Source organism: Bacillus sp. 1A (assembly GCF_052682215.1).
The window spans coordinates 810784-830097 of sequence record NZ_JBQYLZ010000001.1; the positions used below are offsets into that span (position 1 = coordinate 810784).

13 protein-coding genes and 3 pseudogenes are annotated in these 19314 nt (G+C 32.0%); 7 read left to right on the forward strand and 9 right to left on the reverse strand.

The features are described from left to right. The first annotated feature begins 227 nt into the window (after positions 1-227). Complete coding sequence (locus ACUN0F_RS04100; RefSeq protein WP_426966557.1) at positions 228-1706, forward strand: FAD-dependent oxidoreductase; 1479 nt, start codon at positions 228-230, stop codon at positions 1704-1706. A 728-nt stretch (positions 1707-2434) separates the two neighbouring features. On the opposite strand, the gene ACUN0F_RS04105 is transcribed toward ACUN0F_RS04100, so the two are convergent. Further along, the gene (locus tag ACUN0F_RS04105) at positions 2435-3337 is read right to left on the reverse strand and encodes a hypothetical protein (RefSeq protein ID WP_227496346.1); all 903 of its coding nucleotides are present in this window, start codon (positions 3335-3337) and stop codon (positions 2435-2437) included. 92 nt (positions 3338-3429) lie between these two features. After that, positions 3430-4413 carry a hypothetical protein gene (locus ACUN0F_RS04110; RefSeq protein WP_193674414.1) on the reverse strand — a complete coding sequence of 328 codons (984 nt, stop codon included), beginning with the start codon at positions 4411-4413 and terminating at the stop codon, positions 3430-3432. 365 nt (positions 4414-4778) lie between these two features. Between ACUN0F_RS04110 and ACUN0F_RS04115 the strand changes: the two are divergent. Continuing rightward, a pseudogene (locus ACUN0F_RS04115) lies at positions 4779-5110 on the forward strand (DUF4878 domain-containing protein); the annotation flags it as partial. Positions 5111-5139: 29 nt separating this feature from the next. Here the strand turns inward: ACUN0F_RS04115 and ACUN0F_RS04120 are convergent. Further along, the gene (locus ACUN0F_RS04120; protein ID WP_193674421.1) at positions 5140-5988 is read right to left on the reverse strand and encodes an AraC family transcriptional regulator; all 849 of its coding nucleotides are present in this window, start codon (positions 5986-5988) and stop codon (positions 5140-5142) included. Positions 5989-6215: 227 nt separating this feature from the next. Further along, a pseudogene (locus ACUN0F_RS04125) lies at positions 6216-6523 on the reverse strand (type VII secretion protein); the annotation flags it as partial. 170 nt (positions 6524-6693) lie between these two features. On the opposite strand from ACUN0F_RS04125, the gene ACUN0F_RS04130 reads away from it, so the two are divergent. From ACUN0F_RS04130 to ACUN0F_RS04140, 3 genes are all read left to right on the forward strand, one after another. After that, positions 6694-7059: a DUF3914 domain-containing protein gene (locus ACUN0F_RS04130; protein ID WP_445539170.1), complete on the forward strand. Its 366-nt coding sequence runs from the start codon at positions 6694-6696 to the stop codon at positions 7057-7059. Between the two features lie 291 nt (positions 7060-7350). Further along, positions 7351-8301: a CPBP family intramembrane glutamic endopeptidase gene (locus tag ACUN0F_RS04135; RefSeq protein ID WP_445539171.1), complete on the forward strand. Its 951-nt coding sequence runs from the start codon at positions 7351-7353 to the stop codon at positions 8299-8301. Between the two features lie 332 nt (positions 8302-8633). Further along, entirely contained in the window at positions 8634-9080 is a 447-nt protein-coding gene (locus tag ACUN0F_RS04140) for a GNAT family N-acetyltransferase (RefSeq protein WP_445539172.1), read from the forward strand. Positions 9081-9286: 206 nt separating this feature from the next. On the opposite strand, the pseudogene colA reads toward ACUN0F_RS04140, so the two are convergent. Together colA and ACUN0F_RS04150 are read right to left on the reverse strand one after the other, a co-directional pair. Further along, positions 9287-10792: pseudogene (gene colA / locus ACUN0F_RS04145) on the reverse strand (collagenase ColA); the annotation flags it as partial. A gap of 397 nt (positions 10793-11189) precedes the next feature. After that, entirely contained in the window at positions 11190-12362 is a 1173-nt protein-coding gene (locus ACUN0F_RS04150; protein WP_193674410.1) for a tyrosine-type recombinase/integrase, read from the reverse strand. A gap of 401 nt (positions 12363-12763) precedes the next feature. Here ACUN0F_RS04150 and ACUN0F_RS04155 point away from each other — a divergent pair, with 401 nt between their 5' ends. After that, entirely contained in the window at positions 12764-13756 is a 993-nt protein-coding gene (locus ACUN0F_RS04155) for a helix-turn-helix domain-containing protein (protein WP_426966560.1), read from the forward strand. A gap of 197 nt (positions 13757-13953) precedes the next feature. Here ACUN0F_RS04155 and ACUN0F_RS04160 read toward each other — a convergent pair whose 3' ends face one another. Next, positions 13954-15345: a glycosyl hydrolase family 8 gene (locus ACUN0F_RS04160; protein WP_426966561.1), complete on the reverse strand. Its 1392-nt coding sequence runs from the start codon at positions 15343-15345 to the stop codon at positions 13954-13956. 626 nt (positions 15346-15971) lie between these two features. Between ACUN0F_RS04160 and tnpB the strand changes: the two genes are divergently transcribed. Then, positions 15972-17093: an IS200/IS605 family element RNA-guided endonuclease TnpB gene (gene tnpB, locus ACUN0F_RS04165; RefSeq protein ID WP_445539173.1), complete on the forward strand. Its 1122-nt coding sequence runs from the start codon at positions 15972-15974 to the stop codon at positions 17091-17093. Positions 17094-17340: 247 nt separating this feature from the next. Here the strand turns inward: tnpB and ACUN0F_RS04170 are convergent, their stop codons facing one another. Both ACUN0F_RS04170 and ACUN0F_RS04175 read right to left on the reverse strand, forming a co-directional pair. Continuing rightward, complete coding sequence (locus tag ACUN0F_RS04170; RefSeq protein WP_001139236.1) at positions 17341-18483, reverse strand: MFS transporter; 1143 nt, start codon at positions 18481-18483, stop codon at positions 17341-17343. Positions 18484-18545: 62 nt separating this feature from the next. Beyond that, positions 18546-19142, reverse strand: a complete 597-nt coding sequence (locus ACUN0F_RS04175; protein WP_087984367.1) for a TetR/AcrR family transcriptional regulator — start codon at positions 19140-19142, stop codon at positions 18546-18548. Positions 19143-19314 lie beyond the last annotated feature (172 nt).

Genomic DNA, 19314 nt, shown 5'->3' on the forward strand with positions numbered 1-19314 from the left:
CATACCCTTTCCTTTAAATAATTAGAAATAGATTACCCTACTATCTTTCTCATATTGAATCCAATTAACCATCATATTGAATGTTTGATATAGGGGATACTTCATTTTAGTTTCCTTGGAAACTAAAATGAAGTATAATTATATTTGCACAATAGATATTATTTACAAATCTATTGTACAAATTTTTTTATTAGCTCTTAATTACGTAAATAAATGGAGGGCATGACATGGAAAATTATTATGACGTAGCAATAGTTGGTGGTGGTCCAGTTGGACTTATGACAGCATGTGAATTAGCTATTCAAGGCGTAAAAGTTGTTGTTTTAGAGCGAAGATTAAATCGGATTCGAAATTCTAGAGCACTCACACTGCACCCCCGCTCCGTAGAATTAATGGCTATGAGAGGTATTGAAAATCGATTTTTATCTAGAGGAAAGAAATCAGATACAAGCCATTTTGCTGCCCTAGATACCAGATTAAACTTTAAACATTTAGATACTGATTTTCCATATACGCTTTTTATTCCCCAATCTATTACAGAAGAAATATTAGAAGATCGTGCATTGGAATTAGGCGTAGATATTAAACGTGGTCATACCTTAAGAAATTTAAAACAGTATGAAACATTCGTACAACTAGAGATAGAGCAAAGAGAAATAATATATAAAATAGAAGTTCCTTATGTAGTAGGCGCTGATGGTGCAAGAAGCGTAGTTCGTGAGTTATCACATATACCGTTTAATGGAACAGATACAACAACTACTGCTATATTAGGCGATGTCATTTTAGAAGATGTACCAAATAACCCATTTTTTTCTACATCTAATATAAATGGGATAATAATAATGGTACCTATTGCACATAATGTATTTCGTTTTGCAATTGTAGATCCTAAAAATCAGACCATACCTGTTCATGTTGCTGTCACAGAAAAAGAGCTTATAGATAGTATTTATAGTATTACAGGTGAATATATTCAAATTAAAAGCTCAATATGGCTTTCTCGGTTTGGAAATGCAACCAAACTAGCGAATACTTATCAACATAAGCGTGTATTCTTGGCAGGTGATGCAGCACATATTCATTTCCCTGCAGGTGGACAAGGCTTAAATGTAGGTTTACAAGACGCTTTTAATTTAGGATGGAAATTGGGACTCGCTACAAAACAAAAAAAATATGAAAACCTATTAGAAAGTTATCATATTGAACGACATGCTGTGGGAAGACAATTTTTCAAAGAAGTACAAGCGCAAGAACAATTAATGATAAACTTTTCAAATGCAGGTATAGAATTAAGAGAGTTATTCTCGCATTTACTCACATACCCAGAGGTGAATCAAGATTTAGCTGAAAGAGTAAGTGGCTTAGGGGTTATATATTCCTCTATGCATACGAAAGAAAGACATCCATTGATAGGGAAAAGATGTACAAATCTTACTATTTCTTCTCAAAATAAGAAAACTTATAAACTCTTTGAATTGATGCAAGATGGTAAATATATTCTATTAATACATCCGTCTTATAAAGAGGAAATAGATAAAATGAACATTGATTCGCATACAAAGGTGATTGTAGGAGAAATACACAATTCTCAGTTAAAAAATATAGATGTCATTTTAATTCGCCCCGATGGTCACATAGCTTACATTGAGTATGGTAAAAGAACTATCTGTAAAGATTTGAAAATAGAATTGAATAATTTTTAAAAAAATCTATTGATTTGCATACATGGTTTTATACTAAACTATTTATAGCATAAATTAAGGGATTTCTAATATAAACATTAAAACACTATGTTTATATGCCCTCCACAACTATCAGTGGGGGGCATTTTATATGAAATAAATTACATCAAAATCACCTTCAAACTAAACACTCCTAATTAATTCCCTATTACAGATAATAACACTGATATCTATCCCAAATACTACATTCATATTTTTCAACTCTAAGGTCACCAAAAATACTAAGCATTGTCTTCGAAATTCTTCACATATTCCAATAATGTTTGATATTGTTGATCAAGAGCATACTCATCTGTTCCAATTGGAGCTTTAAAAAAAAGGGAAAGATGTTCCATTATTCCTACTTTCATGCCTTTATACACTTTTGAAAAAGTTTACAAAGACATGGATCTCTAAACAATTTAGACGAGAAAGTAGATTCTTCATGAATATCTTTTGTTACTTATGTAGAATTAAATTACATTTTAGTTATACTCCAAATTTAATAAGGTTTTACTGAGGACTAAAAAAAGAGAGCATAGCTCTCTTTTTTTATTATTTAGTTTTGTTTCAAATTCAGTTAAGTAGTTGAAGCGCTACTAAAATTTTGTTCAGAAAGTTAACTAGATTTTCGTGCTTCTTTCATTCTGTTTTCTATAGGAGCTGCACCTCGTACTCCTTGCAATATATGCTAATCTTTTTAAAAGTTTTTAGAATTTCACTTGTGCATGTGTAGTAGTTTCTGTAAAATTATCAGATTGACTAGCTGAAACTCCAAACGTAAGAGGTGAAAACGATATAGACGGAGAAACTTGGAATGTTGTTTCTTGATGCAAGTACTTACCATAAGCGTCTATCTGGGTAGTAGATGCTAATTTCTCAACTGTATAATAAGAGAATGCGGATAAAGTTAGTACTTTTTCGTTATAGCAAGCGTAGGATTTATTAACATCATTAGGTAAATCAATATTTAAAGCATAGCCAGAAGGTCCTTTTGACCATTTGTTGCTGTCCTTGGTATAAGTTGCATTCTTAGATTTAGTTTTATTACAATCATACTTTAGTTTCCATTTTTGTTGTCCGTATTGTGATCCTGGAGAAGGAGCCCAAAAAGAACTGTTAACACCTGTACCTATAACATCTATTTTTCTATTACTAGGCATAACACTCCATTCTATTGAAGTTTTTACCCTGTACTTTTGTTTTGCTTTTAAAGAGACAATATTAGTTGTAACCTTTTTATAAGATGTTGTATTTTTATCGCTAGAAAGTTTTGCCACACCATTGCTTTTTTGAACTCTTTTTGCTTCTTCTAGTTGAACTCCATTTAAATACGTGTTCTTATCAATTTCAATTTCTTTACTTGAATTGTTAACTCCATTTTCAGTAACTTTAATAAACTTTTCTTTGGTAGCTACAACTTGGCCATCAATTTCTAAGTTTTTCATTATTTCCATTTCAGGCATGTCCGAAATTTCTTCTTTAGTGAAACCTAAAGACTGTAAATGTTTTATTTGTTCTATATTTAGCTCAGCAGCTTCAACTTTAATACCATCCAAATTAAATACTATAAACCCCATCAAAAAACCAACAAATAAGTATATTTTTTTCAAAATAATCCCCCTGGTTATTTTTATATTTTAATTTATTTATATAAATAATAAGGTTGTTGCATTTCAAAGGTTTTACTATTGAATTCGAATTTTTATAAATCTGCTTGATAAACCATATATCGACCACTAGCAAGGGTAACGAATACTTGATTCTCTTTAATTTTTACTACAGTGCCGTTAGAAGTATAATTATTTAATTTTGTTTTTGCTTTAACAGAAATTTTATTATTTCCATCAATCTGAACCAAAAGCATCTGACCAGTGGAACTAATTACTATTGCATGTTTATCCTTGAGAGCCACCACTTTATTCCATTTATAATTTTTACTTTCTTGATCAGTCAGTTCTGAACTCTCAATCTTTTTCCCTTCTTTATTAAAGAGGGCGAATTTTGCACCTTCTCCAACAGCTATTATAGTACCATCAGAAAGTCTGTCAATTGACGTAATATCATGTTTTGTTGATCCCCAATCTCCAAAGTTGATGACGTTTCCATTTGCTAGTGACATGACTTGAAATTTCCCTTTATCACCTACCATCAAGATCTGGTCTTCACATAACTGAATTGAATCATTAATATTCCAATCATTTGGCCATTTTCCTGTTCGTGTTACGCCATAAGAATCACCATCAAGGATAGCATAATAACCTTTATCGTAAACTAATAAAAGCCTTCCATCCGCTAGTTGCTTAACAAATCTCGGATTACGTTTATCCGATAGTTGCCCTTGTTCAACTAAACCTGCAGATGAATCTACAACTTTCCATTTTCCTGATGTACCCGCAATAAAAAAGTTACCATCAGATGTTTTTACAATGCCTTTTGTAGGAAAAGAAGGTTTGTTCTTTTCATGTGAAACCATTGATCCACCAGATTCAGTGCTTAATACAGCTAAATCAGTAGAATTACCAACAAAAATAGTATCCCCATCGATACCTACAGCTTCCTGAATAGTGCCAATTCCATCCCATTTATTACTCACAACACCATACAGATTTGCTGCACTTGCACTTGTAGGTAGTATCAATAAAGCGCTCGCAAGTAATAATGTAGATAATTTCTTGAGTTTAATCATATTTCCACCCCTATCAAGTATATTTAATAAATCACATATAAATATATTAACACATTAGGTAATAAAAGGTACCTGCCATAACATATTTATCAAAAGGATTCAGAATAATTAATTATATTATTTTATATGTATATTCGATTATAGAGGTTTCCCTTTTAATATTAATAAATATAAAATTTAGCTAGGAAAAATTATGCAGAAAGGTTAAGTAGGAGGCGCATCACATGCACTATTAAGCTAAGGAATGGTACCCTATGACCTTCCGAGCTTGATGGCTACATGCTTGGTATTTTGTATGTTGTTAAAAATACGTATTCCAAATAAACCTTGATAAGATGTGTTTTTAAAGGTTATGCAGAAAAGTTTTATCAGTTACAGCACTTGCAGCATGTGGAAATAATCGTGATTCTGAAGAAGTTGCTACAGCGTATTTCGAAGATGCAAAAGAAGGAAATGTAAAAGATTTTGGAGAGTTCTTCACTCCTGAAGGGAAGAAAATTGTTGTTTTTGTGGGCGGAAATGCAAATCTAATAAAATCAGTTAGTAAAGATCTTAAAAGCTATAAAATTCGAAAAGTTGAAGAGAAAAATGAAATTGCTACAGTAACTGTTGATACTGTATTTAAAGGTAATCCTAAAAAGTAATCGTAATTGAACTAGAGAAAACGGATGATGGTTGGAACACTAGTAAATCATAAAAAAACGGTCTAATATATAGGCCGTTTTTTTATCTTTGAACAACTGGAACCCACAGTTCACTACTTGGCTTGCGATTAGGAGCTAAATAATTCTCGATACAAGGAAGGTCTGCTAGCTCATACTCAGATGCTGGCAACCATTCTGTATAAAGACGTTTCCATGCTGTAGAAATATCCGGGAAAACAACCCATGTGCCTTTAGGTATTACGATTTTCTCCATATCAGCTGTATATTCTCCATGAAAACGACATCCCATCATATAGTGAAAGGTTTCATCGGTAATAGCTGCTTGCTTCCCACATACCCCCAAAAGCCCTTCTAATCTACATTTTGGATTTTCCCATGACATGTTAATAAGTTTCTGTAGGAACCCACTTGTTGTCGCCTCTTCCCATAATAGCGGAATTGTATGAAAAGCATCTTCCGTCATTACTTCTTTTTTTAGCCCTATAATTTCAATATCATCATCTAGTACTTCTATTCGATATTCCATTTCTACATCTCCCTTAATCATAATTTGAAAGGAGATTTTCGGAAACATTTTTAACTCAACCCCATTACATCGCGCTGCTGTCGGAGATACACCATGCAGATTTTTAAAAGCTCGGCTAAATGCATCTGGTGAGTCATACCCAAACTTAAGAGCAAGATTAATAATACGTATAGTCTTATCACTTTGTAGCTCACATGCAGCTTGTGACAAACGTCTTCGTCTAATATATTCCGACAAAGTAAATCCTGTAATTGACGAAAACATTCTTGGAAAATGATATTCTGAACAACAAGCTAATTTTGCTACTTCTTTAGCATCTATTTTGTTTGATAAATTCTGCTCAATGTAATTCATTACTCTGTTCATTCTCTCCAGCCAGTCCAGATGTAACCCCTCCCTTCAAGGATATTATGTATGAAATAAGGAAATCTTTCCCGATTTTTGTTGTTCAAAAAATGTCGGGTGCTTTTTATTAATACCAATAAATGATAAAAATATAAAGGATAAGTTATGGTATAACTCATTCTTTATTCTTTATTCTTTATCATCAAATTCATATAGACTATCAAGCAAGTCTGTAAATGTTGAGCAAACTGGATATATTGCTTCCTCTCAGGATTTTCTATTATTTTCTCATATAATGCCTTACTACAATTTCTAGACTTTTTTAAATCTGTCTCTTTTAATAGTTTCTCACCTTTTGATTCAAAAATAGGAAATCCTTCAGCATCGTATGTAAGTCCTGTAACTAGGTGCTTATCTCCTACCAAGTCTCCTTTTCGCAAACGAATTGTTTGGGGGCCATTCGCACCTTCATAAATATACGTAGCTGCTTTCTGTAAATATCGTTGCGTATACCAACACCTGCATATGAGAGATAATTACCACCCTTAAATTCATAGTGATTTAATATATGTAATTCTACTATAATTGACGTTATATGAGCTTAGCTTAATAGCAATGTGGTGATACCCCTATTTATATAGAATTGAATTTTAACTTCACACTTAATTAGTACTTGCTATTTTTACAAAGCACTTTTAAAATAACTATATTTATATATTAAATTAATAGAAATAGGTGTAAGAAATGGAATTTGGGTTACATGCACATAGGGTAAATCAATCTACAATATATTCAACTGTGGGTACAGAAAAAAATACTCAAGACTTCCCTTCTACTCAAGGAAAAGAAGCTACTAATGATTTCGCTATCAAATTAGATATTCGGTCATCAGAAAAAGAAGGAAAACAATCTAGTGTCAAATTTACTGAAATGGATTTATGGAACATGTTAAAAGATAAAAGTGTCCCCTTATGGATTATTATGGAGATGCTAAACAAGTTCCATGCTGATAAGGAGAAGGAATCAAGCCAAACTAAAAATGATTCTCCAACTGATGTTACTAATACTATTGAATTAACTAATGAAACAAGATTAGATGTGGTTCTGTAGTTTTTTAGTACGGATAACTCATATTTTTAAAGAAAAAACCTTACAGAAAGATTCTGCAAGGTTTTTTCTCTTATTTGGAGCCGGCAAACCAAATAAATCTTAGTGAACATTATTCGATTGAGGATATATTAAAAATTCAATTAATGTCAAAAGCTAGTTAACTCATTGTTAGGTGATTTTCTTTTAAAAAATTTCTACATTTCTTTGGTAACGCATCGTTCCTTTTTTACAAAAAACTGAACATTATTACATCAAAAAGGTTCTTTATCAAAACATGTAGAATTAGCACATATGCAGGTTTATATAAATGAAGAGGTGATTGTGTTGAATTATTTAACAAAATCAAAAAACTCATCAACAGGTCTGAGAGGGTATTTGGAATCCTATCCGTTAACTTCATTTTTTGTAATGGCATATGTATTCTCATGGAGTGTATTAATTCCATTTATCTTATCCCAATGGGGTATTTTCCCTAAAACAAAGGCATTTGATATTTTCTTTTTTGCCAATGCATTTGCAGGCCCTATGTTAGCAGCGTGTATCATGTTTCGAACTCTTGAAGGCAAAGAGTCATGGAAAAAAGTTAGAAAAAGCATTCTAACTACTAAGGTCGGTTTGAAGTGGTACTTGTTTACTCTCATCGTTATCCCAGCTGCAATGTTTCTGGGGATGGTTATAGTAAATGGAGAGATACCTACTTTCCGTGACCTTAATTTTGAATTTTTTATAACCTATCTCTTCTCTTTTGTGGCAATTTTCTTTCTCGGTGGGCCTTTACCCGAGGAAATCGGATGGCGTGGTTTTGCTCTGCCTCGATTACAATCGAAATTCGGACCGTTAAAAGCAACATTACTTCTTAGTGTTTTGTGGGCTTTTTGGCATCTTCCGCATTTTTTAACGGCTGCACAAAGGGGTGGCCCGGGTTCTGACCTTTCTCTCCTATATATCCATTTGCCAATTTTTATTCTACTATGTTTGCCGATCTCAATCATTCTTACTTGGGTCTATAACTGCAATCACGGTAACTTATTTATTGTCATGCTAATTCATGCGAGTGTAAATACGTTTAGTTTGGCACAAACTCATTCCACCAACCCTGTTTTAAAAAATACGGATATATTTGTAGTGATAGGATTGGGATTTGTTGCTTTACTTATTCTTATTTTCACACGAGGCAACCTGGGATATAAACAAACTTTTAATGAAGGAGAGTTCAGTAACAATGCAAATATAAGTAAATAGAAACAAAAATCATATTCTTCTCCAAAACAAAAAACATCATTCTTTATTCAAGGTGAAATATAATTGTTTGCAAAGAGATGCTCCCGATATTTGGTATCATATACCTTGGATAAATTAGATAGAAAAATAGGATCTTTTCAACAGGAAAATAATTTATAGTGGAAAGAATATATTTATATTGATTATAATAATGTGTTTTGAATTGTACCTTTAAGGAGGCGTTGTCGATGAGAAAATATTTCTATTTGATTGGGCAAAAAAACAAGAGGATAACGTATCACTAGCCCATAAACTACGTGCTTCCTCTTCAATATTGGAAGGAGAGTATCAGATTGAATAAGGTTTATTTAAAGGCTATTGACAAAAGTAATTGGGAAGAAGCAATTAGACTTTCTGTTAAAGAAGAACAACAAGCATTTATTGCATCTAACCTTTATTCTATCGCAGAAGTTCAATTTCTAGATAATTTCTATGCAAAAGGTATTTATTTTGATGAGAAAATGATAGGATTTACTATGTTTGAGATAGACCCTGATGATAAAAATTATTGGATTTATAGACTTATGATTGATGAAGAATTTCAAGGAAAAGGTATAGGAAAACTAGCTATACATCTAGTTATTGATGAGATAAGAAGAAATAATAACGCAAACATTTCTATAATAATGATTGGATATGCTCCTGAAAAACTTACAGCTAAATTTGTATATAAAAAAGCAGGATTTATTGAAACTGAATTATCATCTTGGGGTGAACAGTTAGCTAAGTATTCCTTATAAGCACTTGAATTCTCTACATTGACTTTTAGACTTATTAAAGAAAAGAGTCTGATATTATAGTAATGCAGATAGGAAATAATTAAACTTTTTTCAAACACGATTTTTTTCTATTCTTAATGGCTCTAATATGTAAATAAAAAGTAGGAGGGGCCTATCTTAACAGACTCCTCCTTAAAACAACCATTCTATACATGTTAGAAATAAATTCATTTTACTAATAATGAATATTCACCGTTTTTATCATCGAATTTATATACATTTAAATATATATTTACCTGGTTTCGCTGCGAATTTCCCCTTTATAACATGTCCTTCATCTTCACCACAAGCTACATAATTTTGCATGTCTGATTCATGATAAAGTACCCATGTCATCCCAATATTTTGCTCATTTACCACAGAAATATCTACTTCTTTTGAATCTGTAACATTAAACGTATAAACATCTGTTTGATCAGGAGTAATCAGATTTCCTTTTACCAGCGTATTAAACGGGAGTACCTTCTCCTCTTCATGGGATTCATCTGTTTGCGGATCTTGTTTTACAGTAACTTTTGTTTGTTCTTTGCTTTCTTTTCCTCTACTATCTTTTACTGTTAGTTCCACAGTGTATGTTCCTTTTTCTCCATATACATGGGTAGGATTTACTTCTGTACTTGTAATACCATCTCCAAAGTTTCATAGATAAGAAATAACTTTTCCATTTTCACTTTTTGTACCATCGCTATGAAATTGAATCTCTTCATTTACTATCCCACTGTATGGTCCATTCATATTTACTATAGTAGTTGTTTTTTTCTTTTCCTCTGTTGCAACACCATGAAAAACAATATCATATTCAAACTGGTTAGCTGCATTCACACGATAATTTACAAAATAGACTGTAACTGTTTTATAACCACTCCAACCTTTTTGGGATAACTGCTCCAAAGTTCGATTTACTTGTTTACTCATCGTTTTCCAATCTTCAGACTCACCTTTTGATGTACCACCTGTGTACTTGCCTTCCACGGTAAATGTATTAAAGAATTGCGACTCATATTTTGTGATTTTTGCATCTTTTATATTTGCTACATCCACAATTTCGTTTTTCACTTCAGCTAACGGCTTTGGTGCGTGTTGAATTAAATAATCATTTGTTACTTGCGGTACATTATATTTATCTTGATTATCAATCAACTGCTGCATATACGCTTGATATTCTGCATTCAATTGTGTATTGTTGCTCAATGATTCACGATATGAGTCATAATTTTTCACATCGTTTGCACGGATTAAATCTTGAAGCTTATCAAATGTTTCAAATTGATGATTATACAAATATGACTGTAGTGCAAAGGAATATTTATAAAAGTCCCATGATCCATATTTTGAGAACAAAGTTTGCTTTGCTGTATAACGGCTTGCTGGATCAGATGATAAGCCACTTATCATACTTTTACGCGGAACAACATTATTTGTACGTGTAGATCCTGCAAAAAATTCTGCATTCCCTTCTTGGAACCAAGTTAATCGTTCATTTTGATACATTTCTCCGCTTCCAAATAAACCAGGAACCTCATACCTTCCTTGTAAATAATGAGTGAATTCATGACGGAATAACTCTTCTAAACTATAAATACTCTGCTTTGGCGTACGCTCATATGTAAAGAAGGTCCCCTTCTCTTCAATATAAAAATTCCACCGTTGTTTGTTTCATATCCATATGTTTCATATATCCTAAAAATTCACTACTAAAAATATAAACTAATATTAATCCTGAAATAAGGAAATTTTCTACTGACTTATAATTTGCACAAAATAACCTACTAATTATGTTCATTCAAAAAACCAGGATAACTTTTTAATATCATCCTGGTTTTTTCTATATTTAATCAAATCTATCATTTACTATTCATAGAGATTATATTTAACAGTTCTACTTGACTCTATGCACTTTTATGTGTTTTTTCACTATGGATAACTTTGTATATAATAGAAGTAATTTTTTTATCTTCAATTAATTAATTTTGATTAATGACTCATATCAATTAAAAATAAATGAGAATTAACTGTATTTAATTATGTAAAAAATACATAATTAAATACAAGTGATAATCATTATAAAACTCATATCAACATATCAGCGAAAGCAGATCCAACGTTATTTTTACGCTTCATATGCTTTTCTAAATAAATTTTTGTTGTTTGAATATTTTCGTGACCAAGTGTTTGCATTAAATGATATAAATCTGCATTTCCTTGTTCTACTGCCATAATTGCAAAAGCATGTCGAAATGTATGTGCGGTTACTGGATTTTCACGATATTGTAAGAACTCTAAGTTTGTCTTCTTTATCATATCTGTTACTTGGTTTGATAATGTTTTAGAGTTATATGCACTTCCTCTTTGATTTATAAATAACGGACTCTCATCCCCTTTTTCCAATACCGTTTGGAAACCCCTTCTTCTCCTCACCTCACAAATACATTGGTATAAATGTTCTGAAACGAAAAGTTCACGCACTTTGTCCCCTTTCCCCCTAACCTTTAACCAATAATTTCCATCATAGTGTAAATCCTTTACTCTTGCAGTACACAACTCCTGAATACGTGCACCAGTACTAGCTAATGCAAGTATTATTGTATAGTTTATTAAATGTCCTCTTTCTTTATAAAAACCTAATATTTTCATGACTTCCTCATAGGATAAATCTCGATTCGGCCGATCTTTTTCATTTACATTTGCACGCTGTAATTCTTCATGAAGTGGTTTTTCAATATACCCAAATACATGAAGATGTTTTAAAAAAGAACGAATCAATACCGTTTTCTTCGCCAAAGTTGCAACAGCATACGTATTCCCACCTCGACCATTTTGTATATTTTTTAACCAGTAATTAAATTTACGAATATGCCAAGGCTTTAATGTTTTTAATAAGGAAGCATTTCGCTGAACTTCTTCCCCATTCACTTCAAACTCTTCTGCATGCTGCACCATACATTCGCAAAATGATAGTATCTCAGACACATAACTCTTTTTTGTATCATCCTTTCTATTTTTCTTTTCATCCATATCATTTTGTAAATTTACAAAATGATATATCACTTCAAGATCACCTAGAAATGCATATTTTCCCTTTCCTTCTTTTTCTGCATCCTCTATCTTTTGTTCCAAATCATTCATATAACGATTGTTATACATAAATGAAGATATACCTTTTATATTGTCTAAATATATATCTGTAAATTCTCTTTGACTTTTTAAAATAGGTAAATTTTCGTTTTGACTTTTATTATCCATACCTATACATCACCTCTTCTTGTATAGATTTTAATCTTTAGTATATTTATTAAGTATACTATGATTTTTATATCACTTACATCAATTATAGAAATTAATAATCATATTATTTCTGTAATAAGTCTATATTCTTCTATATTTAATTATATATATAATTTCTAATAATTTTTTATTAAATAGATAAACATATGACGTTAATTTATACAATTTCATAAAATATCTACATATTAATAGACATTAAATTATGCCTTACATTTAAATAAAATTATAAAGTACATTAACATATTTGTTTTATGATATTTTATTTTATATTTAAATCTTATTTTATATCTAATTAAGAATCTGATATGATATATACATACTTTATGAATTATCGTGAGTAAATAAGGAGGTATACTTTCATGACACAAGATTTACTGTTTATCACAAAACCTACAGTAACGACAAAAGAAGCAGCAGATTTAATGGGAGTTACCGTTCAGACCATTTTAAAAAAAGAAAAAGAAGGCCTAATAGAATGTGTATATAAAGATAATTGGAAGCAATTCGGAAGTAAAATATTCTATTTAGAAGATATTGAACGGTTAATGAATAACGATGAAATAAAAGGATTAAGTACAAAAAAAGCAGCAGAAATTCTAAACGTAGCACCCTCCACTATCTTTACATATATTAAATCTGGAAAATTAAAAGCCACGATGGTAGAAAAGCGGGGTAAACAAGTATATGTCATTGATGAAGAAGAACTAGAAAATTTCCAGCTTAATTACGAAAAAACTACAACAAAAGAACGTAAAACATTCATTACTAAGATTCAGGACACAGACATTTATTTATATCAATTATTAATACAGCGACATACAGAAAAAAAAGCTAGGGTAATAGAAATTAATGGATCCGATGGAAAGGTTCTTACAGAAGATGAAGAAATTTTCTCATTATCAGCTTATAAAGAACATGATTATTCCCTTGAACCCTTCAAAAAACAAACAGTGATTACGAAGCGAGGCTATTTATCTTTTACATTTAAAAAGCCTCAGTTATTTAATTCTATTACTTATAATCTAATAAATTTATTTTATAAAGAGCTTGGTGTCACAAATATGCGATTGACTACTACACAAGATATCATCAGATTGGAAATTAAACCATTTGTTTTACAGGTAGAGCCATTACAGTTCCAAGAAGAGATTAAGTATTTACATTCACATATGAAGTCAGGCTCAATACTCCCTCATGTTGAAGGTATTTATTTTAAAAGTAATGTAGAGCCATTAACTTTTCATGCAGATCATGACTTTAAGCAAAAAGTAATTCAAATGGCTGCTGAATCTGGTATGGGGCAAGAAGAGTTTTTATTACAAGCTGTAAAATCATATATTGAAAAGTTTTGAAGTTTATTTACATCAACTTCCTACGGGTACAATATTTTATTTCCATCCTCCAAGATTTATATAATCCATATAGCTATCTTATAAGTAAAAAACGTAGAAATTATGAATTCCTACGTTTTTTACTATATAAGTTGCTGCTAATTGCTTATCTATATTTTAAAAAAATATCAAATTTTAAATTTGGTATTCATACAATCTTAATCCTGTTCCTTCAATTCAGATTGTACTTCTAAATTTATTGGACTTTGTATCTTTTTTTCATCTGGAATCGGTTTCCACCAATTCCCTGTTAAAAATAACATGGTTAAAAGATTATAACTATCACTGAAATAACTCTCTTTCTTATTCTTCATCCAATCCCAACCACTATTTACCCATTCTTGATTTTTGCTGTTAGTGGTACCAGCGGCAATAAAGGGCGAAACGTATACGGCTGTTGGATAATCACCGATATTTGTTCCATCTAGTTTATAGCCGTCAACAATTTTCGATGGATTACCTTTTGTTTTACCTTTTATCCATGTAGCAACTTTATCAGAAATCACCTTACCTCTCTTTTCTCCATACATTGCATAGTCCATAACAATTCGGAGTGGTACACGACTCGCATTATAGTAATATGAATCAGTATATTTTGATTCATCTAAAAAACCTTTCGGTGCAGGCTGTGGTGGATTTTTTACAACAAAATCAGAAATCAATCCTGTCTTTGGTGAATATTTATTTGTGAAATTTGTATAAGTATTGTAGAGATTATCAATAACATTAAGCCAAGTTTTATCTCCTGTAAATTCGTAGAATGCCCTTAAATGAGACATCATCCAGTCGGATGGTCTAGTATCAAATGTACTTTTGTCTCCCCAATCCCCTAAATTCAAACCATTATTTTTTGTCACATTACTAGCCTTAATACCTTTTGTAATCATATTTTGAGATTCTTTTAAATAATTGATTTTCCCACTTGATCCCCATTGCTTATGAGCAAGAAGAAGTGAGTAAGCAATGTCTAAATCCCCATCTGTTGCAGAATCAAAATGCCCTTGTGCTTTCTTGTCATCTGCTACAACCCACCCCATTAAATTTGGGTTTATGGAACTTTTAAAAGCTCTTGCTGTTTTAAATAAGCCATCATAAATAGTCTGAGCATTTGAATCATGTCCTGCCATTAAAACTGTGATAATCATCCCATATCCTTGTCCTTCTGAAGTTCCTAATGGTCTAAACCCATCTGGATTTCCCGTAATCTCACCCTTAACATAATACCCACCAGGAAGTGAAGATAAATCATTCTTTAGATACTTCTTCTTCCAATCGTTATAATAATTTTTAACTGCATTATTCAAACTTTCCTGTGAAACATGATTCGGTTTTAAAATTCCTGAGTAATTTACTTGTTGAGGAAAAGGTTTCATCTCTTTAGCGACAGCTGATACTTGAGAAGAGTTTGTTATAATAGAAGAATTGATTTTGTTTCCATTATTTATTAATGTATCATTGTCTAAAGAGGCAGCTGAAATACAATTAGTGTAGCTTGCAAACCCAATCCCACATGCACATATAACAGTGAATAGCGTTCTTTTTTGTCCCATTTTTTTGTCTCCCTTAAAATAAATTTTAAAATTCGGATAAAATTTCATATTTCTATAATAATTACTTTCATAACAAACGTACCCTTTTTTTGAAGGATTTGGAATACATTTAGATATTTTTCAAACTTAGTCTGACTTGGTATATTTTTTATACTTTTCTAATATAAGAGTACTCATCTAAGCAATTTCTATAACTTATAATAGTAAATACTTGAAATATTTAACATTAATATTATTATGTAGTGAAGGTAACTCTAAATAATTTTTAATAATTAATAGATAACTAATTTTATTTACATCAAAAACTATATTGTAATAAGAATATTCCCTTATAAATCTTAGATAATAGGAATAGAAAGTTGCAAAATACCATATTTGAAAAACCTTGTTCAAAATTCGTCTAAATTTACATTTTCAACTATTTTTATCATTTTAGCCAAGAAGACTCCTTCCTCAAGGAGCGTGAAGGGTCCCAGCCCAGTGAGTAGATCGGAGATGAATTGGCTTCGAACAAGGGATGGCAGGAAGCCATCTTAATTGTTCGACATACAGAAAGTGTTACTTTACTATCTATCGAATGTATGTTTGGTGTATAATAGTTATATACCGAAATGGAGGTGAATGAAATGATGATCAATAAAGCCTATAAGTTTCGTATCTATCCAAATCAAGCACAAGCAATTCTAATCAACAAAACGATTGGTTGTTCCCGCTTTGTATTCAATCATTTCCTATCCTTATGGGATCACACATACAAAGAGACAGGAAAAGGCTTGACCTATGGTACATGCTCTGCCAAACTCCCTACCATGAAGAAAGAGTTTGTTTGGCTCAAAGAAGTGGATAGTATTGCGATTCAGTCGTCTGTTCGCAACCTTGCGGATGCTTATACGCGCTTTTTCAAAAAACAAAACAGCGTACCGTGCTTTAAATCAAAGAAGAACAACGTACAATCTTACACCACAAAACAAACAAATGAAAACATTGCCGTTGTAGGGAACAAAATAAAGTTGCCGAAACTAGGCCTTGTTCGATTTGCCAAAAGTCGCGAAGTAGAGGGACGTATTGTAAATGCTACAGTTAGACGGAACCCTTCTGGCAGATATTTTGTGTCACTATTAGTTGAAACAGAAGTACAAGAACTTCCGAAAACACATTCTTACATTGGAATAGATGTAGGACTAAAAGATTTCGCCATTTTGTCAGATGGAACACCCTATAAAAATCCGAAGTTTTTCCGATCATTAGAAGATAAGTTGGCGAAAGCACAGCGTGTTCTTTCTAGAAGAATGAAAGGATCTTCTCACTGGAATAAACAACGAGTAAAGGTAGCTAGAATTTATGAATACATATCAAATGCTAGAAAAGATTACTTAGACAAAATCTCAACTGAAATCATCAAAAATCACGATGTTATCGGTATAGAGGATTTGCAAGTATCGAATATGTTAAAAAATCGTAAATTAGCAAAAGCCATTAGTGAGGTATCATGGTCACAATTTCGAACTATGTTGGAATATAAAGCAAAATGGTACGGCAAACAAGTCATTGTCGTATCGAAAACATTTGCTTCCAGCCAATTATGTTCTTGTTGTGGATATCAAAATAAAGACGTTAAAAATCTAAACTTACGTGAATGGGAATGTCCTTCTTGTCGTACACACCATGATAGGGATATTAACGCAAGTATCAATATAAAGAATGAAGCGGTAAGGCTTCTAACCGCAAGGACTGCGGAGTTAGCCTAATCAATTAGAGTTCGATAGAACTCTTTACTTAGGAATCCCTCACTTCTAAACGAAGTGAAAGTGGGGGTAGTTCAAAGGAGAATTCTAATCAAAAGATATTATTTATATCTTTTTGGGGATACCCCATCGCCATCAAGCTAAATTTTATAATACCCCCAGAACGAAAATTTCTTCGTTTTGGGGAACTACCAATTTCTTAAGTTGATGGGCATGTATGGTGACCCTATATAAAGAAATTTTAAACATCTTAATCTGCCTTTCCTTTATGTAAATATGGAAATAATGAAATTACCCCAAGGATAGCTAAACAAGCTCCAATCCATAGCGGAGATACAAAACCATATCCTTTACTGATTCCAAGACCACCTAGTGAGGAACCAATAACAATACCCAGCGTAATAAAAGAACTATGAACGGTATTTATCATTGTTCCATTACTAGCTGTTTTCATTACTCTCGCAACCATAGCCGGATTCAATGCTACACCAGTTAAACCAATAAAAATCGTAGAAATAACCGCAATGTATTTATTCTCTGCACCTAAAGCAAATAAAGACAATGCTACTATTAATATAATCAATCCGCTCACCAGTATTTTCATTGTATATTTATCAGCAAACTTGCCAATCACTATATTCCCAACTACCGTCGCACTACCATAGAGAGCAAGTAAATATGGAATACTTGCACTTGAAAAGCCTGTGACATTTGTAAAGATAGGAGTGAAATAACTAAATGCTGCAAACGTACCACCAATAATGAACATACTTGTTACGTACGCTGCCCAAAGATGAATATTCTTAAATCGCAGAAGTTCGTTTTTCCAATTCAATTGCTCTTTATTTGAAGATGATGGTAACAACCATTGAATCATAATCCCTGATACTAGCACAAGAACAGAAACAGCCCCAAAACTAATACGCCAGCCAAAATATTGCGAAACAACGGTTGTTATAGGTAAACCTAATACAGTTGCGAACATTAAACCTGCAAGTACAATTGATGCAGCTTTTCCCCTTGAATCAGAGTGAACCAATGTTGCAGAAAAGGAAATCGCAACTCCAAAAGATGAAGCTGAAGCAATACCAGTTATAATACGTGAAATCATCATAATATCATAGTTCCAAGCAATAGCTCCGAGCGATTGACCAATTAAAAATACGAACATTAAAAACAATAATGCTTGTTTGCTGCGCATTCGTAAGAGGATTGCAGTTAAAATGGGGCCTCCTATTACCATTGCTCCTGCATAAGCTGAAATTAAATACCCAATAGATGATACAGAAACCTGGAATGCAACAGCAAGTTCATTCATCATACCTGCAACCATAAATTCTGATGTAGTCATACAAAAGATTGCTAAAGCTAATAAATAAATAATCGATGGCATAAAAACACTCCTTATTCATTATTGTAATGATTGGTACAAAAATAGTGCGAAAAAAGAGCGCACTAAGCGCCACAAATAGACTCCACTGTTCCTTTGATAACTTGTTCAGACAACATCCGATTTTGCATCGATACATTAAGAACACGGAATCCGTAATAACTGCTTAAAAGCAGACTAGCTAATTCCTCAGCTGATTGCTTCTTTGAAATTTCACCTGTTTGCAATCCTTCCTCCATCACTGTTTCAATCGCTTGTTTAAGAAGTTCAACATGCTTCGAGAAAATTTCTTGTACCATTAAATCGTTTTTAGCACGTTCTATACTGGCATTAATCAATAAACATCCTTTTTGATCAATATTCTCAAAGTCTTCTTTCAATGCCCATTCAAAAAAATTACTTAATCGTTCTTTAACTGGAATTGGAGTATCTAACAATTTCCTTTGTTCCCTAATCCCAATTTCATGGTAGCGTTCTAATACTTGGTTATACAGTTCATGTTTACTACCGAAAGTATTGTATAAACTTCCTTTTCCAAGTCCTGTATCACTACATAAATCTTGTGTAGAACACCCTTCATATCCTCTTAACCAAAATGTTTTCATTGCAACATCTACAATTGAGGAATAATCAAACTCTCGAGGTCTGCCGCGTTTATTCAATCGTATCCTCCTCTCATTTTAAAGATAACATTAATAGAATACTCTTTTTGTACCACTCGGTCAATAATTTTGTTTTATTGTTACTGTAAAATAAAATTTGATTATTTTAGATTACGAATAATTCAAATACAAGTCTTATTTGAATTAACAATTTCATCAATCTTTATTATTA